The sequence below is a fragment of the Enterobacter cloacae complex sp. SHL009 genome (assembly GCF_049237205.1).
Taxonomy (GTDB): domain Bacteria; phylum Pseudomonadota; class Gammaproteobacteria; order Enterobacterales; family Enterobacteriaceae; genus Enterobacter; species Enterobacter cloacae_M.
This window is the reverse complement of the sequence record NZ_JBMKIW010000012.1, coordinates 56,980-81,742: the sequence shown is the minus strand read 5'-3', so window position 1 is coordinate 81,742 and position 24,763 is coordinate 56,980. Positions and strand designations below refer to the sequence as shown.

General features: G+C 45.9%; 21 protein-coding genes, 2 pseudogenes and 1 riboswitch. Of the genes and pseudogenes, 10 read left to right on the top strand and 13 right to left on the bottom strand.

Annotated features, from left to right (window positions below; all coding sequences use genetic code 11):
• Positions 1 to 6 precede the first annotated feature (6 nt).
• Entirely contained in the window at positions 7 to 138 is a 132-nt protein-coding gene (locus tag ACOTZC_RS21175) for a DUF4225 domain-containing protein (protein ID WP_231686677.1), read from the top strand.
• Positions 139 to 155: 17 nt separating this feature from the next.
• On the opposite strand, the gene ACOTZC_RS21170 is transcribed toward ACOTZC_RS21175, so the two are convergent.
• A complete protein-coding gene (locus ACOTZC_RS21170; RefSeq protein WP_421636006.1) occupies positions 156 to 485 on the bottom strand; it encodes a hypothetical protein in 330 nt (109 codons plus the stop codon).
• Between the two features lie 262 nt (positions 486 to 747).
• Here ACOTZC_RS21170 and ACOTZC_RS21165 point away from each other — a divergent pair, with 262 nt between their 5' ends.
• Positions 748 to 2,745, top strand: a complete 1,998-nt coding sequence (locus ACOTZC_RS21165) for a BCCT family transporter (protein ID WP_421636005.1) — start codon at positions 748 to 750, stop codon at positions 2,743 to 2,745.
• Between the two features lie 84 nt (positions 2,746 to 2,829).
• On the opposite strand, the gene crcB is transcribed toward ACOTZC_RS21165, so the two are convergent.
• From crcB to ACOTZC_RS21145, 4 genes are all read right to left on the bottom strand, one after another.
• On the bottom strand, positions 2,830 to 3,207 hold the full coding sequence (gene crcB, locus ACOTZC_RS21160) for a fluoride efflux transporter CrcB (protein ID WP_407821669.1): 378 nt from the start codon (positions 3,205 to 3,207) through the stop codon (positions 2,830 to 2,832).
• 94 nt (positions 3,208 to 3,301) lie between these two features.
• The gene (eno, locus tag ACOTZC_RS21155) at positions 3,302 to 4,591 is read right to left on the bottom strand and encodes a phosphopyruvate hydratase (RefSeq protein WP_407821668.1); all 1,290 of its coding nucleotides are present in this window, start codon (positions 4,589 to 4,591) and stop codon (positions 3,302 to 3,304) included.
• Between the two features lie 16 nt (positions 4,592 to 4,607).
• Entirely contained in the window at positions 4,608 to 5,033 is a 426-nt protein-coding gene (locus ACOTZC_RS21150; protein ID WP_248169851.1) for a universal stress protein, read from the bottom strand.
• Complete coding sequence (locus ACOTZC_RS21145; RefSeq protein ID WP_421636004.1) at positions 5,030 to 5,938, bottom strand: DHHA2 domain-containing protein; 909 nt, start codon at positions 5,936 to 5,938, stop codon at positions 5,030 to 5,032. Before ACOTZC_RS21145 ends, ACOTZC_RS21150 begins: the two co-directional genes overlap by 4 nt.
• 78 nt (positions 5,939 to 6,016) lie before the next feature.
• Positions 6,017 to 6,085, bottom strand: a riboswitch (Fluoride riboswitch).
• Positions 6,086 to 7,211: 1,126 nt separating this feature from the next.
• On the opposite strand from ACOTZC_RS21145, the gene ACOTZC_RS21140 reads away from it, so the two are divergent.
• The 7 genes from ACOTZC_RS21140 to ACOTZC_RS21110 all read left to right on the top strand — a co-directional run bounded on the left by ACOTZC_RS21140 (position 7,212) and on the right by ACOTZC_RS21110 (position 15,584).
• Positions 7,212 to 7,772: a fimbrial protein gene (locus tag ACOTZC_RS21140; protein ID WP_047626701.1), complete on the top strand. Its 561-nt coding sequence runs from the start codon at positions 7,212 to 7,214 to the stop codon at positions 7,770 to 7,772.
• Positions 7,773 to 7,820: 48 nt separating this feature from the next.
• Complete coding sequence (locus ACOTZC_RS21135; RefSeq protein ID WP_421636003.1) at positions 7,821 to 8,525, top strand: molecular chaperone; 705 nt, start codon at positions 7,821 to 7,823, stop codon at positions 8,523 to 8,525.
• Positions 8,491 to 11,061 carry a fimbria/pilus outer membrane usher protein gene (locus ACOTZC_RS21130; protein ID WP_421636002.1) on the top strand — a complete coding sequence of 857 codons (2,571 nt, stop codon included), beginning with the start codon at positions 8,491 to 8,493 and terminating at the stop codon, positions 11,059 to 11,061. Before ACOTZC_RS21135 ends, ACOTZC_RS21130 begins: the two co-directional genes overlap by 35 nt.
• Positions 11,058 to 12,389, top strand: coding sequence for a fimbrial protein (locus tag ACOTZC_RS21125; RefSeq protein ID WP_421636001.1), 1,332 nt, complete (start codon positions 11,058 to 11,060; stop codon positions 12,387 to 12,389). Before ACOTZC_RS21130 ends, ACOTZC_RS21125 begins: the two co-directional genes overlap by 4 nt.
• Positions 12,386 to 13,084, top strand: a complete 699-nt coding sequence (locus ACOTZC_RS21120; RefSeq protein ID WP_421636000.1) for a molecular chaperone — start codon at positions 12,386 to 12,388, stop codon at positions 13,082 to 13,084. Before ACOTZC_RS21125 ends, ACOTZC_RS21120 begins: the two co-directional genes overlap by 4 nt.
• A 158-nt stretch (positions 13,085 to 13,242) precedes the next feature.
• Complete coding sequence (locus tag ACOTZC_RS21115; protein WP_421635999.1) at positions 13,243 to 14,664, top strand: EAL domain-containing protein; 1,422 nt, start codon at positions 13,243 to 13,245, stop codon at positions 14,662 to 14,664.
• Positions 14,665 to 14,666: 2 nt separating this feature from the next.
• A complete protein-coding gene (locus ACOTZC_RS21110; RefSeq protein WP_421635998.1) occupies positions 14,667 to 15,584 on the top strand; it encodes a hypothetical protein in 918 nt (305 codons plus the stop codon).
• Between the two features lie 1,036 nt (positions 15,585 to 16,620).
• Here the strand turns inward: ACOTZC_RS21110 and ACOTZC_RS21105 are convergent.
• The 5 genes from ACOTZC_RS21105 to ACOTZC_RS21085 all read right to left on the bottom strand — a co-directional run bounded on the left by ACOTZC_RS21105 (position 16,621) and on the right by ACOTZC_RS21085 (position 23,065).
• On the bottom strand, positions 16,621 to 17,610 hold the full coding sequence (locus ACOTZC_RS21105) for a tyrosine-type recombinase/integrase (protein WP_248163009.1): 990 nt from the start codon (positions 17,608 to 17,610) through the stop codon (positions 16,621 to 16,623).
• A gap of 723 nt (positions 17,611 to 18,333) precedes the next feature.
• Positions 18,334 to 20,514: a peptidase domain-containing ABC transporter gene (locus ACOTZC_RS21100; RefSeq protein ID WP_421635997.1), complete on the bottom strand. Its 2,181-nt coding sequence runs from the start codon at positions 20,512 to 20,514 to the stop codon at positions 18,334 to 18,336.
• Entirely contained in the window at positions 20,514 to 21,767 is a 1,254-nt protein-coding gene (locus tag ACOTZC_RS21095) for an HlyD family secretion protein (RefSeq protein ID WP_325795307.1), read from the bottom strand. The genes ACOTZC_RS21100 and ACOTZC_RS21095 overlap by 1 nt, the downstream gene beginning before the upstream one ends.
• 364 nt (positions 21,768 to 22,131) lie before the next feature.
• Positions 22,132 to 22,575, bottom strand: coding sequence for a hypothetical protein (locus tag ACOTZC_RS21090; protein ID WP_421635996.1), 444 nt, complete (start codon positions 22,573 to 22,575; stop codon positions 22,132 to 22,134).
• Positions 22,576 to 22,717: 142 nt separating this feature from the next.
• Positions 22,718 to 23,065, bottom strand: coding sequence for a hypothetical protein (locus ACOTZC_RS21085; protein ID WP_325795308.1), 348 nt, complete (start codon positions 23,063 to 23,065; stop codon positions 22,718 to 22,720).
• Between the two features lie 99 nt (positions 23,066 to 23,164).
• On the opposite strand from ACOTZC_RS21085, the pseudogene ACOTZC_RS21080 reads away from it, so the two are divergent.
• Positions 23,165 to 23,464: pseudogene (locus tag ACOTZC_RS21080) on the top strand (Tn3 family transposase); the annotation flags it as partial.
• 25 nt (positions 23,465 to 23,489) lie between these two features.
• On the opposite strand, the pseudogene ACOTZC_RS21075 reads toward ACOTZC_RS21080, so the two are convergent.
• From ACOTZC_RS21075 to ACOTZC_RS21065, 3 genes and pseudogenes are all read right to left on the bottom strand, one after another.
• Positions 23,490 to 23,750, bottom strand: a pseudogene (locus tag ACOTZC_RS21075) (ISNCY family transposase); the annotation flags it as partial.
• 174 nt (positions 23,751 to 23,924) lie between these two features.
• The gene (locus tag ACOTZC_RS21070) at positions 23,925 to 24,410 is read right to left on the bottom strand and encodes a GNAT family N-acetyltransferase (RefSeq protein WP_182947004.1); all 486 of its coding nucleotides are present in this window, start codon (positions 24,408 to 24,410) and stop codon (positions 23,925 to 23,927) included.
• On the bottom strand, positions 24,398 to 24,664 hold the full coding sequence (locus ACOTZC_RS21065; protein WP_014172304.1) for a DUF1778 domain-containing protein: 267 nt from the start codon (positions 24,662 to 24,664) through the stop codon (positions 24,398 to 24,400). Before ACOTZC_RS21065 ends, ACOTZC_RS21070 begins: the two co-directional genes overlap by 13 nt.
• Between the last annotated feature and the right edge of the window lie 99 nt (positions 24,665 to 24,763).

Genomic DNA, 24,763 nt, shown 5'->3' with positions numbered 1-24,763 from the left:
TATGGGATGTTTGGGCTGACCGGTAAAGCTGAGGCCTGGCGTCTTTTCCGTTATCTTCCCGGAGAGTATTACCGCAAGGTGGAAACCATGTCTCTGGGTAAATTGACGATGAAGGTTATGGGATGGGGGGAGCGCTAAGGTGGTACTGGAACTCCTTACCAGTGATGACCGGAGTCGCTGATCTGTGATCTCATCAGCTTCCATGATTTATAGCCAAGTATGACAGGCATCACTAAGAGCAGCACAATCAGCAGAAAGACGACGGCAACCACACAGAAGATAACATGGCTGGCGCTGCCAAAGATCGCGGTGAGCAGGGTGATCATTGTCATCCCGCCGGTAAGCCAGGCTACTGACAGGAAATAACCGGCCAGATTTTTCAAAACCCTCTCCTGCGATTCTCCCGTCGCCTGGTAACGTTTGATTCGCTCGACATCCTTACTGGTAAATCCTGCCGCGATAAGTTCCTGCTTTTTCACTGTCATTCACGTCTCCTTTAACAGTTAAAAAAAATACACTATATTTAAGCCAGAATCGCGTAGAATTCCTCTTCATATCACGCATCTTTTTTTATTTTTACAATACTATTCCAATGTTGTGCCTCAAGAATAAAAACCACTTATATCGGGTGTAAAATACCATCCGCATGCAAAGGGTAAATAAACCCAACTTTGGTCAGAAACCTTGCGTACATTTTGTTACCATTGTACTTTTATATTTCCACTTGATAATGCAATGAGTTTAAGTATGAGTGAAAATGATACTGTCCCAAAGCAGTCCAAAAGCCAGATTAACAAAGCGGTTTTCTTTACCTCTGCTTTGTTAATTTTCCTTCTTGTCGCCTTTGCCGCCGTATTCCCGGATGTTGCCGACAAAAATTTTAAATTACTGCAGCAACAAATCTTCACGAATGCCAGCTGGTTCTACATCCTTGCTGTGGCCCTGATTTTGCTGAGCGTCACGTTCCTGGGACTCTCACGATACGGAGATATCAAGCTGGGTCCGGACCATGCGCAGCCAGATTTCAGCTATCACTCCTGGTTTGCGATGCTTTTTTCGGCAGGGATGGGGATCGGCCTGATGTTCTTTGGCGTTGCCGAACCGGTGATGCATTATCTTTCGCCACCCGTCGGCACTCCAGAGACTGTTGCGGCAGCGAAGGAAGCCATGCGACTGACGTTCTTCCACTGGGGTCTGCACGCATGGGCAATTTATGCCATCGTGGCGCTGATTCTGGCTTTTTTCAGTTACCGTCACGGTCTGCCTTTAACGCTGCGTTCTGCACTCTATCCCATTATCGGCGATCGCATCTACGGGCCTATAGGCCATGCGGTTGATATCTTCGCCGTGATAGGCACTGTCTTTGGCGTTGCGACATCGCTGGGTTACGGTGTATTGCAGGTGAATGCCGGTTTGAACCATCTTTTCGGCGTGCCCATCAATGAAACGGTACAGGTCATTCTGATCGTGGTCATCACGGGGTTAGCGACGATTTCGGTGGTGTCTGGCCTGGACAAGGGAATACGCATCCTGTCTGAGCTTAATCTGGGCCTGGCGGTGTTGCTCCTGGCGCTGGTCCTGTGCCTGGGTCCCACTGTGCTTCTGCTGAAGTCATTTGTGGAAAATACGGGTGGTTATCTGTCGGAACTGGTGAGTAAAACGTTCAACCTTTATGCGTATGAACCTAAGTCAAGTAACTGGCTGGGGGGCTGGACATTATTATACTGGGGATGGTGGCTTTCATGGTCGCCGTTTGTAGGGATGTTCATCGCACGCGTTTCCCGTGGCAGGACAATTCGTGAGTTCGTGACTGGCGTGTTGTTTGTTCCCGCCGGCTTCACACTCATGTGGATGACGGTGTTTGGAAACAGCGCCATTTATCTCATCATGACCCAGGGCGCCACTGACCTGGCGAATACCGTCCAACAGGATGTTGCTCTGGCGCTGTTTAATTTCCTGGAGCATTTCCCGTTCTCGTCTGTGTTGTCATTTATTGCAATGGCGATGGTTATTGTTTTCTTTGTAACGTCTGCTGACTCGGGAGCGATGGTTGTTGATACTCTGGCATCTGGCGGCGTCGCTAACACGCCTGTCTGGCAGCGTATCTTCTGGGCGTCGCTCATGGGCATTGTAGCAATTGCACTTCTGATTGCGGGTGGGCTAAGCGCGCTGCAAACGGTGACAATCGCGAGTGCATTACCCTTCTCAGTGATCTTACTGGTATCCATATACGGACTGTTAAAAGCCCTAAGACGGGATTTGACGAAGCGTGAAAGCCTGAGCATGGCAACTATTGCGCCGACGGCTGCACGTAACCCTATTCCCTGGCAGAGAAGGTTGCGTAATATCGCTTATCTGCCTAAGCGTTCTCTTGTGAAACGCTTTATGGATGAGGTTATCCAGCCCGCAATGAAGCTGGTTCAGGAAGAACTTAACAAGCAGGGAACGATTAGCCACATCAATGACGCTGCCGACGATCGTATTCGCCTTGAAGTCGATTTGGGTAACGAGCTGAATTATATTTATGAAGTGAGGCTTCGCGGGTATAACTCGCCAACCTTCGCCCTGGCTGCGATGGATAGTGATGAGCAGCAGGCTGAGCAACATCGATATTATCGCGCAGAGGTTTATCTCAAAGAAGGCGGTCAAAATTATGATGTGATGGGCTGGAACCAGGAACAGCTTATTAATGACATACTCGACCAGTACGAAAAACATCTGCACTTCCTGCATCTGGTTCGTTAACACCACTACGCCGTCAGTATTATGACGGTGTTTTAATTTCCCAATCAATGATTAATACAATTGGGTTGAAAGGTTTTACTCTAATTATGATATGACTATTACCATAAGATAAAATCCTGCTGCAGTCATGAGCAGGGAACCTAACACATGAACCATTACAGAAATGAAAGACCATAAGTAATTGCCCGCCTGTAATAGCGTAAAAACTTCAACTGAAAACGTAGAAAAAGTTGTCAGACCACCACATAAACCGGTGACAATAAGAAGCTTCAGAGCTGGATCTAACTGGGGATGGCGCATAAAAAATGCCATTGCTGCGCCGATGATGAAGGCCCCCAACAAGTTGACGAGGAGTGTCCCCGGAGGTAATGAAGGAAAGAGAGTATTGAGTTTAACCCCAAAAAACCAGCGTATAACGCAACCTACAGCACCACCACACATAATTGCTAACAACTGACTCAATGCCACACTCCCTACCTGAATAAAATATAAATACTGAATCACAGGGGACTGAATTTACCCAGCCCCCTTTTCTCATATGCTGTTATGGTTATTATTAACCATGGCGAACGAATGCTTTAAGACCGGCATAACGGGCCTCAGCGCCAAGTTCCTGCTCAATACGCATTAGCTGGTTGTATTTTTCAATTCGTTCACCACGGCAGGGAGCACCAGTTTTCAGATGTCCGGCACGGAGCGCTACCGTCATATCGGCTATGAAAGTGTCCATGGTTTCTCCACTACGGTGCGAAATGAAAGCCCCCCAACCGTTTTCATGGCAAAGTGACACTGCATCAAATGTCTCGCTTAATGTACCAATCTGATTGAGCTTAATGAGCGCTGCACTGGCCAGATTTTCTTCAATACCCCGGCGAATGTACTTCACATTGGTTACAAAAATATCATCACCTACCAGTTCAACACGTCCGCCAAGTTTCGTGTGCAGATATTTCCAGCCCGCCCAGTCATCTTCAGCAAGCCCATCTTCAAGCAGAATGATAGGAAAATCATCCATAAGCTCACCGTAGTATTCCGTCATTTGTTCAGCGCTCAGTGAGTTTTTTTCGGTCCGCAGGTGATATTTACCTTCGCTGTAAAATTCGCTTGATGCCGGATCCATACAGATACTGATGTCTTCGCCCGGGCGATAACCGGCGTGTTCAATGGCCTGAACAATTAATTCGAGTGGCTCCCGGTTTGAGGAGACCGCAGGGGCAAATCCACCTTCATCGCCAACTGCTGCGGAGAGGTTCCTGGTCAGGAGGATCTGGCGAAGCGCCTGATAAACTTCACTCCCCTGACGAACAGCCTCAGTAAGCGTCGAAGCACCGTGCGGGGCTATCATAAATTCCTGGAAGTCGGCTCCCTGACCACGAGCATGAACCCCACCGTTGATGATGTTCATGCAAGGAACAGGCATCAGACTGGCGTTAAGTCCTCCCAGATAGCGATAAAGCGGCTGACGCGTAACCTGAGAAGCTAGCCTTGACACCGCAAGTGAAACACCAAGAATCGCATTTGCTCCGAGTCGGCTTTTGTTCTCCGTGCCGTCAAGTTCCCTCATCAGGTTATCCAGTTGACGCTGCTCTCTTACATCAGTCCCTCTGACAGCGCTACAGATTTCTGTATTAACTGCTTTGACCGCATCACGTACTCCCTTTCCGCCGAACCTCCCTATATCACCATCGCGTAGTTCAGTTGCCTCTCTGGTGCCTGTACTGGCACCAGACGGTACTGACGCACGCGCCATTTGCCCGTCAGAAGTAAATGCCTCAACTTCAACTGTAGGGTTACCACGGGAGTCAAGAATTTCGCGTGCAGCAACTTTTTCAAGTTTAAAATTCATATACTTGTCCTCAAACTCAATCATGAATGTGTTTAATAAGAACATCTACGTTCAGATGATTAACGTACTCAGCGGAGCGGGACGTGAGCGCCCCCATAAAACGGTTGCGATGACCTGCAATCACCATGTCCACCCCGATGTCGTTTATGCATTTCTGTAAGTCCTCGAATCGACGCAGAGTTACCACCTCGCGCGCATCCACCCTTTCAGGCACAGATGAAGTCAGCTCACTGAGGAGTGCTTTGGCCTTAAGTATTTCTGTTGATACAGCATCATCCATCAATCCGTCTGATACATAGTTCATCTCACGGTAATCAGTGCAGATATGTGCGAGAGTGATTTTCATCTGGAGGAGACGCGATAGTTCAGCCGCATGCTCCAGAAGTTGAGCTCCGTCTTTCTTAGACTGAACAAGAACCAGTGCGTGCGTGTAGATTTTCATGGCTGACTCCGACTCTGAAGCAGAAAACGTTCCAGCCAGGGAAGAAGCTGCTTCTTCCGGCTGACCATGCCCTCTACTGAGAATGAAGGTGTACTGCCCCCTTCCGGCCCGGCGAAATATAGTGAAGAACAGCATTCTGTGATGTTGGTTACCATCAGTACGACAAGACCAGATCCCGTTGACATGGCCATTTGCGCCATAGTTTCCTGCAATTCATCGAGCAGAGGTGCTATCTGACCCGATGTGCTTATTTCGATTTGAGCTATGCGGGCATCGATTCCAACAAGAGAAAAGACTTTAAGATCTTTATTAAGAAGCTGCTCTGCGGAGAGTCCGGAAATATCGGTTTTGGCCGCAATTAGAGCTTGTGCAAAAGTTCTCCGTTTTATCCCTGACCAGACGCAAAGTTCTGTGGCGGCACGAAGATCGTCTTCGGTGGTTGTAGGCGAAAGGAGATCAATTGTGTCGCTAAGCAGTGCACCGAGAAGTAAAATACCGTAGGCGGGAGGCATTGCATTGCGCATCTCTGTGTTCATCATCAGCCAGAGAACAGTTGCGCTGCTGCCTACGGGTTTGATTGAGACCTCAGGGGGAAGTAAGGTTGTAAGGCCACCCAATCGGTGATGATCAATGATCCCAATAATATTGCTTTGGATAAGACCAGCAGGTCCCTGAAGCGGATCGGTGAAATCTACCAACCATACATCTTCTTTTAGAAGAGGAATGTCGAGAAAAGGAGGTAGCGTAAGTCCAGCTTCTCGAAAAATAAATCTGGTTTCTGTGCTCGCGTCTCCTGCACGCCATGCCCGTGCAGGGCGTCCGCAATGGTTGAGCCAGCATGCAGTTACGGTTGCTGTACAGATGGCATCGCTGTCAGGGTTTGAATGGCCAATAACATGAATCAATGGTGTATCCCCATTAGAGGGAAGTACACAGGCCGAATGGAATTTTGGACGGCCTGATATACCTCCTGAAAATCAAGAGTCATATCAGGCGTCATCAGCCCTTAAAGGGGCGGTTGGGAAAGGTGGAACGCCATCACCTTAGCCAAATTATAAATCAGAAATAAAAAATTGGAAGAGACATTCCCGTCTCAGCTTGATGGAGAATGAAGCCGCCTCATCCACGATTCGAGGCATATATGCTTTAGGGATACATTGAGAAGGTCGCGATGTTTGGTATCTTTGGTTTGAAAGTGAACTCTAAGGCCACTTCGCGTCGTAGTTGGAGAGGACTATGAATTTTAAGGTGTAGCTGGACGTCATATAGGTCCTAAAGGTATTGTCCAGGACCGTTTGGCCTTAAGACATATCTGCAGAAGCCCACGGTCTGGTAAATGAAAAGTAGCTGACCTGAGTATGCAGCTTCATACAATACCGTTTATGCAATTGGCCACATGCTTGAGGACATCTGTGATGTCAGCGATAGTCAGAACTGGAAACTTCATCGCAGGACGATAATATCGAGCACTTTATAAAGATAATAATATGGGGCAGGGGAAACTCTCCGGAACATGAAAGGTGTTTATGATACTAGTCATCGGAGTCATACCTGAGACTATCATGATCTTCCCAGAAATAACTACCGATGACTCTTCAGGTCGCTATACAGTTAATCATCAGGTTTCACTGATTATCTGGCCACATCCCGAAGACTTTATCTACTCAGAGACTGGGCTAAACGTTTAGCAAGTGAATGCTGGTTTTGATTTCATTAACCAGAATTTTTATTCCTTCGTGTCAGTTTGGAGTATAAGCGAATGCGGCAGCAATCAGCTCATGAATCCTAAAGTACAGGCTCAATACAAATGATAGTCATTATCTTTTAATAGTTTCTTATCATCTTCACCCCCCCCTAATTATGGGGGGTTGCTATTTAATTTCACCAACCTTTTTAACAATTATTTAATGAAAAAACAAAAAACCTACACAAATATTTTTTCTTGTGTAAGTATATATAATATAATCCTTAGTTATCAAGCGGTTAAGGTGTGGCAAAAAAAATGAACAATTTTGTGCGTATAATTGACATAAATTAAACTCGTGCGCATACTCTATTCAAAGCAGAATGATTTGCTTCACACAAAACTCTTAAGTAGATATTTTCTTTCGAGTCTTAAATCCTAGTAAATTAGTCGTCTATTCAGGAACCCGTGAAATTCATCAATAGGACATTGCCATGAAAATTACACTGAATAAATATTTACCATTAGCCGTTATTTCACTCATTCCGTTTGCTTCAGAAGCGGCACCTACAGTCACTTTCCAGGGGGAAGTTACTGAGCAAACCTGTACAGTGGATATTAACGGGACCACAAATGCTGTCGTTCTTTTACCAACCGTATCAGTCAAGGACTTCGGCGCGACGCTTGCTGCAAGTCAAACCGCAGGATTAACTCCCTTCAAAGTTACCGTGAGTGGTTGCACTGCTGGATCATCTGATACTGCGCTTACAACTAACTTCCTCGGATATAACGTTGACACAACCTATGGCGTGCTGGGGAACACCCTCACAGGTGCAAATGCCGCGACAGGGTTTGGTATTCAGTTACTCAACGGGGGGACCAGTGGAAGTACTGCGATTGCGCTTAATGGTGTAACCGGCGTTACCGGACTGGTACTACCGGCTGGAGAAAATACTGCGAGCTACGAGTTCGGCGCGCAATATTTTTCACTGGGCAGCGCGGGCACTCCCGGTAAAATTACCTCTGTTGCAGAATACAGCATCAGTTACCTTTGATGACATCACTGGCTGCATTTCGGTGCAGCCAGCTTAAGCAGGTGGTATATGAAAATCAGGCCAATAATTCTTTTTTTTGCAGCATTTAGCATGATGGCGGGCGCAAATGCAAACGTTGTAATGACCGGTACTCGTGTGATCGTGCCATTCAACAATAAAGAGAAAACCGTTCAGTTGAAAAACCCTGATAGTCAGCCCTACGTTGTTCAGATGCAGATTACAGATGATAAAGGTACACCTGATTCTCATTCACCTTTCATTATTGTACCACCTGTATTCCGAATGGAGAGAGAAACAGGACAATCTGTGAGGTTAATTACGAAAGATGCGAGTCGCTTACCTCAGAACAGAGAATCGATTTTTTATCTTAGCTTCACACAATTGCCTATGGTCACACCTGAGCAGAAAAGCCAGAACCAGTTAGTTCTTGCCATCACTAACAGGGTGAAAATTTTCTACAGGCCAGCAGGTCTGAGCGGAGAAGCGGAAGATGCGTATGACAAAATGGAATTCTCAGCATCTGGAAGCGAATTACGGGTTAAAAACCCAACGGGTTACTTTATTAATGTCAGAAGTGCTGAACTGAAGTCAGGCAGCCGTTATATATCACTGGCCAAGAGCGTAATGTTAGATCCTGATTCACAGGTTAAATGGTCTCTTCCGGATGGAATTCATTCACTGAGAGGGGCGACAATCAAACTGATAATGGTGAATGACTATGGAGCGGATGTCATTAAGGAAAGACACTTGTAAAGTGCCTCAAGAGGTTACTAAGTTATCTTTACTAAGCATAACGCTCTTAATCGTAAATCTTTCAGTGATATCTTTCTCTGCCACAGCATCTGATGAGGTAAGCTCAGAAGAATATATTTTTGATGCTGAGCTATTTAAAGGTACTAACTTCGATCAATCTGTTCTTGAGTCTCTTAAGAACCCTAACGCGATAGCTGCGGGTGAATATAAACTTGATGTTTATATCAACAATGAATTGTTAGGAAATTACACAGTCCCTTATATTACGCATGACAATAGTGTGTTGCCGTGCCTGCCAGAGAATCTGATATCTGATATCGGACTCAAAGAGAATTTGACGGTCTCAAAAAATACAAAAAGTTGTCTCATTACCTCCGACATTTCAACAGCAATTGTTGCCCGGACAAACCTTTCTGAACTAAAACTAAACGTCTCAGTACCTCAGGCAATGTTGCTCAGCAGACCAAAGGATTACGTCAATCCCGATAAATTCCAGACAGGGAACAACGTGGGTTTCCTGAACTATGTATCTAACTATTATCACGTGTCCTACTCAGATTCTCGTGGCAGCAACCTGGATTCTTTGTGGCTTTCCTTAAACGGAGGCATCAATATTGCCTCATGGCAATACCGGCAGATTAGCAACCTTAACTGGAATAAAGAGACGGGATATCAGTGGAATAACGTACGCCAGTACGTACAGCGTCCGCTGCCAGCCTTCAACACTCAACTGATGGCTGGCCAGCTGATTACCAACGGTAAGTTCTTTTCTGGCATGAGCTATAACGGATTAAACCTCTCATCCGCTGAAGAGATGCTTCCTCAGTCGCAAAGAGGTTACGCCCCGCTGATTAAAGGTATCGCGTCAAGTAATGCGAAAGTGACCATACGTCAGAATGGCCAGGATATCTATCAGACAACCGTCCCACCAGGCGCATTTGAAATCAATGACCTTTATCCTACTGGTGGTAATGGTGACTTGACTGTTGTTATTACCGAAGCTGATGGCACGATAAAAACCTTTTCCGTCCCCTTCTCAGCTTTACCTGAGTCAATACGTCCCGGCATGTCGAAATATAACTTAGCGCTCGGAAGAGTACGCGATACGGATGTGACTACCGAATTTGGTGATTTTATCTACCAGAGAGGGATAACTAATGCGCTGACTGCAAACGGTGGGTTACGCATGGCAAAAAATTACACGGCTTATGTTTTTGGCGGTGTCCATGCCAGCAGAATCGGGGCAATTGGTGCAGATGCAACTTACTCCACGGCGAAACTGAGTGACGACAGGACCAGTCAGGGATGGATGAGTCATTTGTCATGGAGCAAAACCTTCAGTGCTACCGGTACAAACCTGTCACTTGCCAGCTACAGATACTCTACTGCCGGCTATCGCGATCTGCTTTCAGTACTAGGTGACAGGAACAGAATATATACAGGCAATGAATGGTTAAATTATACCAGCGGTCAACGCGAAAGATGGGACCTGACGCTGAGCCAGACGCTCGGTGATTTTGGTACATCATATATTAATGCCGCCACTCAGTCCTATCGTGACGGCCGGTCGCGGGACACGCAATACCAGCTGGGTTTCAGCAAAATGCTTGGTCAGAACATCAGTATGAACGTGGCTTTAACAAGACAACGCGTCGGAACCTATAACAATCGTGGCCATGTTGAAAATGCTGCAGCTGTTTCATTCTCTATACCGCTATTCTCAGACAGCCCGCGTCCCGTGAGTTTCAGTACATCCTATAACCACAGCAACAGTGGGGGGGATCAATATCAGGCAAGTGCTTCAGGTATGGCAGATGACAATCAGACAACCAGCTACAGCATTACCGCCATTCGGGATCAAAAGTACCAGCAGAACGTATTCAGCGGCAGTTTACAGCGGAGATTGCCAAAGGCGTCGCTGGCTGCAAGCGCTTCGAAAGGACAGGGATACTGGCAAACTTCGGCCAACGCTCAGGGGGCGTTAGCCGTACATGCGGGTGGTGTGACTTTTGGCCCTTATCTGGGTGATACCTTTGCAATTGTCGAGGCAAAAGGCGCCGAGGGGGCCCGTATATTCAGCTCTGACCAGACGGTTATCGACAATAATGGTTATGCATTAATTCCGGCACTGACGCCGTACCGTTATAACAATATTTCTCTTGATCCCAAAGGCATGCAGGGACGTGCAGAAATCATAGACAGCCAGAAAAGAGTGGTTCCTGTCGCCGGTGCTGCTGTTAACGTCAGTTTTAAAACGCGGACAGGGACAGCCCTGCTGATTACGGTGACTTCCCGGGACGGGAATACCCTACCGATGGGGACGCAAGTCTACGATCAACAAGGCGAGGCGATCGGAATTACGGGACAGGGAGGCCAGGTCTATGTCAGGGTGCCAGATACCAGCGGTGAGCTTCTGGCTGAATGGGGTAACGGTAAAAAATGTTACATACCGTACACTCTCAGCGAAGATGAGATAAACGCAGAGATAGTGAACCTCAGCGCAACATGCAGCAACCGGCAGGGAGGTGTTTCATGAAGAGAATTGACAGGATGATACGTACACTTTTAGTTTTGCTTCTTTCTCTGAGCGCCTTCGGGAGCTGGGCAACCTGTAAGAGCACAGGTGCTTCACAGACGGAAGATAACAGGACGGCACTGATACCTTTTGGTCGCATCAATTTAACGGATACCTACTTTCAGCCGGTTCGTACCCTGCTGGGGTCAATTACCGTGCCACCGACAAACTACACCTATGGTGGTGCAACGGCGTCGACCATTCTCTGGACATGTGATTTAACAGATTTGCCGAATATTTATTTTCTTGCGGCAACGAATGGTGATGACAGGGTCGGTGGATACTGGGATCTCGGAGCACAGGACGGCATACCGGATGTGTATGCAACGTACTTCGCTTATGTCGGTATAAAACAGACAATGAGTGGCGTAACGCTGACCCGTTTCTGGGCCAAAGTTCCGATTACGACCTATGCCACTAACTCATCTAACTCAGCCAAGATAGATATTCGTCTGCAGGACGTACCTGCTCTTCAGGCAGAATTATATCGCATCAGTACTATTCCTCCCGGGAGTGGTTCTGGTTCAGCCTATTGTGGAAGGGGTACATCCGGCGTTGTCACAGGAACACCGACCGGCGTCAATTATTCATGCATACAGCCGAACTCCTATATTCAGTTGGTCGGCCCGGGCCTGACCCATGACAATGTAGGCGAAGACAGTAACACTAACTACCGTTTCTGGGGAGTTGATAACGGATTTGGTTATGGCATGAGGTCTGTCAACACGCTTTACAACTCACCAAGCTGTGTCGCCAGAAGTGCGACACCAGTGGTGCTTCTGCCAACGATTTCAGTAAGTGATTTAAATAAGGGGCTGACCAGCACTGCGGGTTTTAATGTAACGGTTGAATGCAGTAATTCAGTTACCTCAGGTACAACCGCGAATTCCGGCCAGACCGCAATAGGATTCCAGGTATCAAGCGGGGCATTCACAGCAGCCAAGGGTCTTGGACTGGTAAACAGCAGCAATGGCGTCAGCTTACTGCTGTCTGATAACTATCAGGCGACGGGAATGGCAAAAGGCGTGGGGATCGCAATCTCATACAGCAGTGCGCCGGATACAGCACTAACTCTCATCGGCGAGCAGGGCATGGATATTCTTAACCATTCGGGCAATGCAGCGGGTTGGTATCCTGTACTGAATAATGCGACACCGGTTGGCAGTTCCAGTAGCGGATATACCAATTACAGCTATAACTTCACCGCCACGCTCAAAAAAATAGATGGCCAGACAGTTGTAGCCGGCAAAGTTAAATCCACTGCGACGGTAATGGTGCAGGTACAATGAATAAAATCATAATCAGTTTGATGCTTTGGATGTTAGTATCTCCCGTTCAATCTGGCGTAATGCCATCTCAGTCAAGAGTCATTTTCAATGCCTCTGACAGGATGCAGAGCCTGATGCTGGTAAATACCAATTCTTACCCGGTAGTTGTGCAGACCTGGGCCGATAATGGAGAAGGGGATCCGGATGTGAAGAATATTCCCTTTATCATCCTTCCTCCGGTATTCAGACTTGAATCGGGTGATGTCAGAGGCATTCGTATAGTAAAAAATGAGACATCACTGGCTCAGGACCGGGAGTCACTTTTCTGGCTGAATATTTATGAAATGCCGCCCGATACAAGAATGGATAAAGAAAACAGTGTTCTTGTTACCATGAACACGCAAATTAAAATTATTTACAGACCTGCGCCAGTCACCACTTCCCCGGCTGAAAGTATGACAAAGTTACGATGTACACTGCAGATGAAAGGATTACTGAAATGCAGTAATCACTCAGCTAACTATCTGTCTATTTCAAGTATCAGCTATATGGATAAGGAAAACAGAGTACACTCTGTAAAAAATGGAATGTTAACATTCCCGCCATATGCAGACGTCAGCATACATGATAATTCCATCGCAGATGCACCAGTCAGACTTATATTCACACTTATTGGGGACGGAGGGGAACTAACGGACATATCGGTTAATATGTGAGCCTGATAAAAAACAGACGATGCTGACATAAAGGTCCATATAAAATGGACACAAAAAAAACCAATTAGCACCACGAATTTAATTGTGTCGGAAAGCTTCATTGACATATATTTATATATAACGTCATCGTTGGATCTTGAAATAGCGGAGAAACTAAAATGGATGTCAGCACTGTTATTTCAAAATGTGCCTTTTTCAAAAAAGGCATCAGCGAACACTTCAAAGTTAGAAGTGAAGACTCGACTGAAGTTGAGTCAGAAGATGCATGGTTACCTGAAGCGGCGATCGTTCAATTGCCCAGGCATGAACATAGCTTCCTGTCGACGCTTAATGATATAATTGAAATCTTAAATAAAAGCAGCAATAGAATTACCGTAGTATTTGTGACAGATGCGTCTGCACTGCTTATCGCTAACACATTGACCGCTAACATAAAAAAGAAAAGACTCAGACGTATCGACTTTATCATTGCGCCTGTCAGTTGCACCGTGGAGAACGTGGAAAAACTCCTGAAAAGGGGAAGCACAATACATACCTGTTTAATGTGTAATGCATTTCTTGAAAATGTAATGGGAAAAATGACGACCAAAGGCATGAACAGTCGCGAATTACAGGTACTGATTAATGTTTATCGTGGTAAAGATCTCAGAACACAGGCATCTGAAACAGGGATAAGTGTTAAATCACTATACAACTACAGGTTGACGGGCATGAAAAAATTTAAACGCTTGGGAATAGAAACGCTGGCCACAGATCAAACATCCGGGATCATTTGTGACAGGCATTTTAATTGCTTATCAGAAGATGAAAAACGTTTTGTAAATGCTGTTGCAGCAGGTGATATTTTTATGTTTTTTCAGCCAATAGTTGACCACAATCTCAGACTGCAGGGTTTTGAGCTGCTGGTCAGATGGGTCGAAGATGCTGCCATAAGATATCCTGGTGATTTTCTTCCAGGATTACGCAGTAAGTACCCCTGGATGGTACTTACTGCATTTGCGCTCCGCCATGCTATAAAAATGATAAACAGGTATCAGGGGCGATATTATTTCTCAGTGAACCTCCCAAACCATTTGATTTATGATCAGGGGATTGTGAAAATGCTCGCTGCAGCTCGCTCGTCGTTGACTGATCAGACCTGTAAAAGCCTGGTTCTAGAACTTAATGAAAAGACTTCTTTCGAGCATCACCCTGAAGTAATTGATAACGTCAATGCCATACAGGGCATGGGTTATCGTGTTTTTCTTGATGACTGTTTTTCATCTAAAAGTGCTTATTTTCCTGTTCGGAAAATAAAGTTTGATGGCTATAAAATAGATATGTCAGCAGTAAGTGATTCTCTTTGCGACTTCGATTGTCTGGCATTAATACAGTCTCTTCAGCATTACTGTTCTCTGACTAACAGAAAATGCATTGCAGAAGGCATTGATAGCATTGAAAAAATAAAATTTTTACGTCATCTGACTAAAATGGACTTTCAGGGCGTATTAATCAGCAAACCACTCAACGAGCAGGCTATGGACCAGTTTATCCGGGAGAGTAATGAAATTTTGAAATTAGGTATATCTTTGGCAGGTTAATTATGTCAGCTGAATTGATAACACAAGCCATTATATCAAATGCGGCCACGATAAGAAATCGTGAAACTTTTTTTAATGCTATAGAGGAATTTTATGAAAATGATAAGGCGCTAATGAGGTTACAGCCTGCATTCTTTAAGCACATACTCAATGAAAGTAGATTCAATATCATACTGATGACTTGCTGCTTTATTTTTAGCAACAGCATTAAATCTATAAAAGATATAAAGAATTACTGTGAGATTAATTCTATATCCAGTCAGAACAGTATTATAGCTGTCATTGCACTGCTTAAGGCATCAGGACGTATAGATACAGAAAGAGATTCTGATGACAGAAGAAATGTAAAGCTGGTGATCACGCAAAAGGGATTGAAAGACCTTAAGAGTTATATATATACGGTTATCGCACCATTAAAAACCTTACATCCTGAATATGATTTCAACATGGAGGCCATTGCGTTTAAATCTTTCCTGCAGGATTTTTTTTATGGTGTATCTGTTCCTTTATTGAAAGGCGTTACATATAAAAAGATAAACACTAAAATTGATTATTACATTGACAAAGATGGTGGCCGGTCTCTGTTGCTGTATTTGTATATGAAATCAGTCGTTAATAGTATGCAAGTTAACAGCACCATTAACCAGCTTTCGTTCGAAATAAGCGTTTCAAGAACGCAGGTTCTGAGATTAGTTAACAGCATGGAAAAAGATGGATACATTCACAACATAGGTAAAAATAACATCATAGTAAACCAGAGCTTAATAGAGTTAGTCGAAGACTATATGTCTATATATTTCTCATATATAGAGTACTATCTTTTTTGCTCAGCAGATTTACGGCGTATATTAATAAATGAAAATACGAATCCTGAGACAAATACTGTGTATGATACCCCCTATCATTTAAGGAAGGCTTAAAGGTAATTGATCTCGGCAAGCCTGATGTTTTTTGCTTTGCTCAGGAATTTATATGTAACAGATTGAATTAATCCACTTTTTTCTTTTAACCTCAATGATGTGAGAAGTTCATTAGAGGGAGGGTAATCTATTGATGAAGATATTATTTTATTTTTAATAAAACAACTAACATTTAGCTTTTCATTAATTACTACACTCTGGCACGTATCTGTCACTATGTTTCCTTCAAACTCGACTCGTGAGGATTTCCCTGCGTGTGCAGCCAAAGGGATAGATAGGATTGTTATAATTATCAGTAAATTATAGAGCCTTAATAATGTTTTTATATAAACCTCGATAAGCAGGATTGGCAGGAACGCCGTGGTTCGGAGGGCTTCATGAACTGAAACGATATAAGAATAGTATCATCCAAATCTGAAAATAGTCAAAATGCAAAATAAACAGATTTCGTTTAGTTTAGTAGCGTAATTAATTGTTATTACTAATTTTTACAGTTCAAATGCCTATTAAACATCACTACCATGAAGCTTTATAAACTTTTAAAACTAAATTAACAAAGAAATTCATTGCCTTATCAATTTGATATTTTTCTACCGTTATGTAGCGGGATTTCAACAGGATTTAATGGCGGGTAAACTGTTGGTCTGAATCGAGATGCTCATCGGGAAGATCAGACGATGACTATAACTCGAAGCAGTGTTTTTTATTAAAGCAGCTGGGTTAGTAATTCGTGTCAGGAATACAATACGACGTCTTCAGCAACACACGAGAGAAAACCGAATACGTGTTAGGTTAAGCAAACCAGGATCGTGAGGAGAAACCCTCATACCCATTTGAGGAAAGAGCTTGAATGAAGGCAAAAAGATCGCCGGTCACCCTGCAGGTCCAAACCATCCCGGCTCAGAATGGGAAACAGGGCAACCGGCAGACCTACGTTAACGAAAGTTCCGCTGTGGCACCATTCCAGAAATCGCGCAGTCTGCGGGCACCCTCATCTTATGTCCTGTAAACTTAATCTCTTAACATATTGTTAAGTTCATATCAGATCCAGACGGTCACGAGCTGTACGCAGGCGCGCCTCGCCGCGACGATCATACTGCTGGGTGGTGGTGACGCTGGCGTGGCCCATCGCATCCTTTACCGTGATTAAATCCTCGCCGTTATCCAGCATGGCGGTGGCAAAGGTTCTCCTTAAATCGTGCGGCGCGCATTTCGCTATCCCGGCCTGGCGCTGGCGTACCTGCAGAACATGGTAAACCGCCTGATCGGTGAGACGGTCGTTCGTCAGGGTGTCAAAGCGGCGGATTCGGGTGAACAGTGGCCCGTCTTTTTCTCCCCGAACTTCATCAACCCACTTCTGCAGCCGCTGCCAGGTACCGGCCGGCATGTAGGCCAGTCGCTCCTTGTTTCCCTTACCCAGCACAAGAAGCGCTCGCTCATTTGTGACAACGTCACGCAAATCCAGGCCAACGGCCTCCGATCGTCGCAGACCGCAACCGAGAATGACGGCCAGCATCGCCGCATCGCGGATGCCGATACTGGAATCATCGGCCTCACAGGCAGCAAACAGCGCACGGACCTCCTCCGGCGGCAGGGCACGGCCGCGCGGGAGACGGCTGCCGCGCAGGTTACGCACCGCCCGGATGTGCTGGAAGCTCTCGACATCCATGAGCTTCAGCATCCAGGCTTCCTTCGCCACCCCCTTCAGCGCCGAAAGATAGGTGTTGACCGTGGCCGTGGCCCGGCCGGTGTCGCGCAACAGTTCGGTCACGGCCATCACGTGGTGGCGCCGCAAGCTGCCCCAGCTGCAGGACTCCAGGGAAGTGGCTCCGAGCATGCTGGCGACAATACTGAGGAACGAGGCCATGGTCTGCCGGCTGCGGGGGGAGTTGAGGGACAGCAGGTAGGCCCGGGCGGGACTGACCGGAGCGTTCTCACCGGACAGTGCCGGCAGGAATTCCTCACCGAGTGGCATGACGGCTGCGGGCAGACTAAGCTCCGGTTCGTCGTCGGGCATCAGGATCATGTCGGGCTCCGTCCGGGCCGGAAAGGGACCGGCGCGCTGAGTGAAAAATCTGGGGAAATGATACCGTCAGAGCGTACCGCAAAGAGTCTACTTTTTCAAACGTACATTTTAATAAGTAGAGATGGTTAAACTTATCTACAGGCTAGCAATAACGTAAAAATGATGTATGCATCTTCCAAATCATTGTTTGAACGCTCGTTTTTGCTATGAAAATATTCAATTTCTGAATAAGTATGATACTTTAAGCTAATGAATCATATTTTTTAACATAACCGTAAATATAACTAGGGCAGGCTTCAAAAGAAGCATGAGAGTTTCATTAATGAATACTTATAAATTTAGAAATAACGATGAAATTGGAAAGTTAGAGGCAGAAACAGATTCGTACTTAGACTCAAGTTTCTATGAATCATACTTAATAAATTCGAGTGCGCGCCCAATTCGTTTGTTGTCGATGATTACGCCCTGGTCGATTTCCTGAAGGCGATCATAAGGTGAGTAGGGAAATAACTTCCCGTTTAGCCTGAGTTCCTTCTGACCATACGGATAGTGCCTCAGCAAACTTTTCACAGGCCAGCATTGGCCCAAAGTCTGCATAGCGTTCATGGATGATGTTGAGACGTTCGCGTAATTTTTCAGCGGCTAGTGTTGGTCTAAAGTCGCTGTAATGGGGTCAGTTTAGATATAGAAAATTATTGTACGCTAAGGCTTATTTTTGACCTGTCATTCATAAACAAGATCGCCATCATCGACTGTGTTCATGTGATTCAGCTTACTTAAATTTCCGTCAGATAAATACAGAACCCGGTCTGCAGAGGCTATGGTTTCTGGGCGATGGGCAATCAGCAGTACCGGGAGTCCCAGCTGACGTAATGTCTGACTTATCTGGATTTCACTCTCAACATCAAGGTGGCTGGTCGCTTCATCCAGTAATAAAAATCCTGGTTCCTTGTATAACGCCCTTGCCAACAGAATGCGCTGCTTTTGACCTCCGGAAAGTCCTCCACCAGTTTCACCAATTAATGTCTGATATCCCATCGGCATTGCCATGATATCGCTGTCGATGAGCGCCAGCCGGGCACAGAGGATCATTCGCTTATGATCGTGGTCCTCACTGAAGAAAATGATGTTATCTGCAATGGATCCCCTGAAAAGATGGTCATCCTGCAGCACTGTACCGATTCGCCGGCGTACCTGAAAATAATCCGGGTGCGCTTGCGGTATGCCAAACGTTCTGATCGTTCCTTCATCAGGTAAATGGATCCCCAGGATAAGGTTTACCAGTGTTGATTTTCCGCATCCCGATTTACCGGTAATGGCCACCACTTCTCTAGGATGCAGAGTTAACGATACCCCCCGGAGTATTGGTGTGTTGCTCCCCTTGTGACTGAAAATTATGTTTTCAAGGGATAACGGGAGGTGGGTATCTTCGGACACTGCTCCACGAAAAACAGAAGGAATGGCAGAAGACCGACTGTCTTCCTGCACGGGCTGTTGCTGATGGTCTTCTGTCGGGGTCAACACAATATCAGCCAGACGCTCGTTATAGACATCAAGCATGCGCCAGGCAAAAATCTTATCGGTCAGGCTGCTGATACTCGAAGAAAAACGCATCTGATAAGACATATAGGCAACCAGCATACCGACAGTAAAGGTGCCGTTCAGAACTTCACCGGCACCTTTCCACAAAATCACCGCCGATACCACGCTGCCGGTCAGGGTGTGCGCAATGTCATAACACATCAGAAGACGGCTCTGGCGTAGCTGCGTATTTCTGCGGGTGACGTTGAGATTCAGCCATGCGGCTTCTCGGTGAGCGGTCACACCGTTTATTCTCAGGCTCAGTATACCGTTGAGAGTTTCAAGAAAATGACCGGACTCCCTTGCACCTGCATCCCAGACATCTTCTGCCGACTGCCGCAGAGCGGGATACCATAGCGCTCTCAGCACACCGTAAAAAATGGCAGCAAGTACCGCTATCAGCGTCATTTCAGGGCTGTACAGAAGCATCATGCAGAACGCGGTCACCACAAGCAGCACATCCAGAATACCTTCGAGTACCTGTGTGGTCAGCGCCTGCTGAATTGTATCTACGGCTTCAAACCGGGCGTTAATACTTCCCTTACTGCGCGCATCAAACCAGGACAGAGGGAGTCGAACCAGATGATGGAACACCCGGGCCGTCCACTGCATATTAAAATTGACGGATAAGGTAATACTGGCCCACTGACGGGCCAGTGACAGTAGCATCTGAGTCAGAGACAACAACAATAGTGCAATGATAATGACGGTCAACAGGCTTCGATCAGCGGCCACCAGAACCTCATCGATAACCAGCTGGTTCAGAAGAGGGCTTCCCAGCGTCAGGATCTCTAACATCAAGGCAAAAATGATAATGCGCAACATTGCAGGCAGCAGGCCAGGCGTCTTGCCAGTCAGCTGGCGCAGGCGAATTTTCTTTCTTTCATCCCTGGCCGTAAAGTCACTGGCTGGTAACAGCTCCAGCGCAATACCAGTAAAGTGCTTTCCTGCCTCCTGCAGGGAAAGCGTGACCTTTCCCTTGTCCGGATCATGAATAACCAGCCGGCTCCCACGAACTTTATGGAGCACGACGAAATGATTCATATTCCAGTGGAGAATACACGGAAGAGAGAGGGACTTCAGGTCTTCCGGCTCTAACCTGACAGCACGGGAAGACAGGCTGATACCCGCGGCACACTCAATCAGCCTTTGCAGTGTCATCCCCTGAGTACTGACACTGAAGCGTTCACGGAGTGTGGGTAAATCCGTCTGCAGACCATGCCAGCAGGCCATCATTGCCAGACACGCCAGTCCACATTCTGCTGACTCTGTCTGCCGGATAACGGGGAGCTGTTTTATCCCTGTCCAGTTCAGTGATCCCATTACAGTTTTCCTTTGAGACTCCAGAGTGGTTCCGTCAGCCACTCCCATAAATGACGTGTATCAAGGCTGACGTCCCCTTCAAGGGTCATTCCGGGACGAAGGAGTTCTTTTTTTCCATAAGCCAGAATAAAGGTTTTCTCAGGTTCAACGATGACGCGGTAATGCCCCTCATTTTCCTTCCAGGTCACAGGAGATATGGAGAGCAAATCCGAAGGTGTCAGCGTTGTACGGCTGATCTCATGGATAGTCCCGTACTGAACACCAAACTTCTGGTAGGGGAAGGCGGCGAACCGCAGTGCAACACGCTGCCCGGACTGAATAAAACCGGCGTTCTGACTGGTGGCATAGAGTTCTATCTGCAGACGCGCATTGTCGGGTACAAGAGTCATAACGGGTTCAGAGGCTCTGACAGACTGTCCCTGCCTGACAAGTACTGCCGCAACGGTACCGGATACTGGCGCCGTCAGAGTGAAGTTCTCCTGTCCGGCCAGTTCGTCCTGCTGTTGCCTGATCCCCTGCAACTGCCTGTCCAGCTCGGCTTTACGGCTTTCCCCTTGAACGATGAGATGGTTAAGGTCATCTTCAGCAGCCTTCATTGCCGTGTATAGTTGCAGAAGTCCCTGACGCTGATCCTCAACGTTTTGCTGTGCCGTAGAAACGTCAATCTGCTTCTGCTTGTATTCGATATCTGAAACGTAATGCGTGCCAGCCAGTTTTTTATAACGTTCCATGACGAACTTGGCCAGCATAGCTTGTTGCGCTGCAAGCGACAGGCGCTGCTCCGCACTTTTCATCTGTTGTTTCAGGGAGGTAATTCGCTGTTGCATGGCCAGCTGCTGCTGACTATTGTCACGCCATTCCAGCGCCTGCTGGGAAGACAGCATGGCATACTGAGTCTTCAGGGACAGGCTCATGGCAGCCAGCGTACCTGTGCCCTGTCCGTTATAATGCTCGCCGCTGATATGGTAGAGGGATTCACCAGCAATAACATGCTGGCCTTCTGAAGCCGTCAGCCGGGTGATAGAGCCGGCATATTGCGGTATGATTTTTACCAGCCCTGATGAAGGCATCACAATTCCACTAAGATGAGCCTTGCGGGTATAACTACCATAATAAACGAATAGTGAGATGCACAGAACTATCAGTAGTGTAGCTACAGCGCATACTGACATGCCAAATGACGCGGGTAAAACAATATCTCCGTACCCGGTATCATTGTGGTGTTTTAATGCCTCCTCTCTGAATATGCTCATAATTATATAATCTTTTAAATGTTTTTATAATGGTTGTCTATTACAAAAGCAAAATGCAAGCTTTATATATTGAGTAATTTAAATAGATTAATTGTCAATAATAATGATGCTCGATAACATGAATGGATAACACATATGCTAATCAGTATATTTGCCACATTTGATGAAATCGACACAACACCCCATGACTTATCAATGGAATGAAATAGTGTGGTAATTAATAATATAGAAATAAAATAAGCAATCACCTGAACAAAAATATCTTTCTTCTTTGATTTAGAATATGAAGACGAATAGGACATAAAACCTCCGCACCGAAAAATGACACATAACCAGATAATATCAAATCATTGAAAAAAGATGTTTATTTTGATTTGCCCACCATAATATAAAGATTCCAAATTACAATCAACACATAAAGAACATAATTAAGGATATACAAATAGTTATGTCCCATGAGTTGAACTGAGTGGAAACCTCTTAACTTTAACGCACAAAAATTAGCAGAGAATGTAAAGATCGTTATAATGATACAATGCTTAAAACCCAAGTCTCTAATTCTTTTTGTCATGATCAGCATGCTGCAATAAACTGTTGCAATAAGCAATGCAGCCAGTAATGAAAACATACTTATAGCTATCAAGAAAGATATTTCTCCCATTGCAGAAAGTTTCATTGTTTTTGCTGATGAAAACGCAATGAATAACTGAAGAGACAATATCACAACCTGGTAACAAAATGCTCTTAATCGCGTGATTTTCTTTTTTTTCCAGCCAGTAAAAAACTCTTCCCACATATAAAGCAACATACACTTCCCTCTTAATTTATAACACTCACACCTGTTGAAGATTCCATATATATCATCAATCTTGGTGTTGGGGACTCAGTGGTTTCCTGAACAATTATATTAGGATGCCGCCGTGATTAACGGCAGCATTTTTCAAAGTGACTTACCAGCGGCATTCCCCAACCATTCCACCAGGGTTTGTATCGTGCCAGGAGCCACCGCCCCTGTTATTGTTACTATCGTTAGGCAAAGACTGAGATGCCGCCGCAAAGGCCGTTCCTACCACAGTTCCAGCAATAGGACCGCCAATACCTGTAGCTACAGCCGTCAGTACCCCACCAATAATGACAAATCCGGCATTATTAGCCGTTGTTGCTGGGGCTCCCCAACCTCCTGAACGACCTGAACTCTTGGAGCCACCATAATTACGGTCTGAGGCATCCTGGCCGTTAGCACCTCCGCCACTCACCTGCGCTATTTCATCAAAACTTAATTGTCTGATATTTGGCATAAAATCCCTCTTTTATTGTTTTACCAAAATGTGCTAACCGACTATTACACATACGAAATATGTATGAATAGTGAACATTTGTAATTAAATGTAAACATGGATGCTAGGGATCGTAAACCGGAAAATCAGAGTTACCGCGCCAGTGGACTGACACTGCTGACAGCAGCTATCTCGCTGTGGAATACCGTCTATATGGAAAGAGCGGTCGATGCCCTGAAGCGTAAAAGGGTGAAGATCAATGAGCAACTGCTGTCACATTTGTCGCCGTTAGGCTGGGAGCATATCAATCTGACAGGCGATTATATCTGGAAAAGCAACAGAATACCGGCCTCCGGTAAGTTTCGTCGACTGAGGCCTGCTAAAGTAGAATGGTCAAAAAATAACCCTAACGTACAATAATTTTCGATATCCAAACTGACCCCTAATGATCGTGAAGTAACGAAAGAACACGCAGCTTCAGTGACTCAGGAAGCCTGTGATTACCAGGGCGTCCAAGCCGAAGGTTTGCCAGTCCTGCAGCGCCAGACTCGCGAATGCGGTTCATCAAACGCTGAGTCTGACGTTCGGTCAGAGCAAGTTGGTGTGCAGCATCACGACGGCGCATGCGCTTTTCGACAACCGAATGAATGATTTTGAGTCGGTTAATTTCGTCCAAAGTGAAAAACTCCGCTGCGTGAGCCGTCATCAGAATCCCTCGATGGTGAATCTATGTGACGGACATCTAATTAGCCCAGAACGGACATTACAACTATGCTGTTACAAGATTGGTGCGCATAACAAAGATTATGTTAAATAAAGTAAATATACCATTAAATATCAATATTTTATTGCCAGTCACATACCTTTCTTGCCAATGAATCTATTGCGGAAGCTTGAGAAACAGAGTCCGTTCCTGGGTTTGCGATGCCTTAAAACCATGATGAAGATAAAACCCTTTGGCTTTTTCTGTCAGCGCATGAACCATAATTGCACGAACGCCTATATTTTCAGCCACACGATAACAGCGCAATACTGCATCGTGCAGTAAATCAGCCCCCAGCCCTTGTCCACGAAATGAGGCATCGACAGCCAGTCGAGCAAGTATGATTACCGGGATTGGTTCTGGCATATTGCGCCTGAGACTTCCCGTCGCTTCTACATGGTTAACGCTGCCGGTGGCCAGGGAGTAAAAACCGGCAACCTGTTTCGTGCCTGTTTTACATACAACGAATGTTCTGGCAGCACCAAGTGCCTGATTTTTTAACCCTCGCTGTTTAAGCCAGTCATCGAGAACGGCCTCCCCGCTGACGAACTCAGCCAGTTGATGTGAGCTGGATAAAGGTTCCGGTACTGTTACACGTCCCACTGAGGTTTCCTTGCCAGGAGTTTATTGATGGCAGCATCATCCGCAACTGGCGCATCGAGCATATCGATAAACTCAGCGTACTGCTCATCGTTAAAATTGAATACGCGACGATCGAGGATCACATTCTCAGCAGCCTGGCACGCCATTTCAAGGATAAAGTCTGTACGTGATTTATGAAGGATTTCTGCAGCAGCATCGATAAGTGCTCTTTGAGACTCCTTGGCTCTGAGGTTGAGCTGAACATCTGATTTCATGAGTGTGCTCCTTGTATAGCAATTGCTTTACAAGCATATCACAATGATAGTGTATAGCAAACGCTATACACTCGCACCAAGAGGTACCTGTAATCCCTC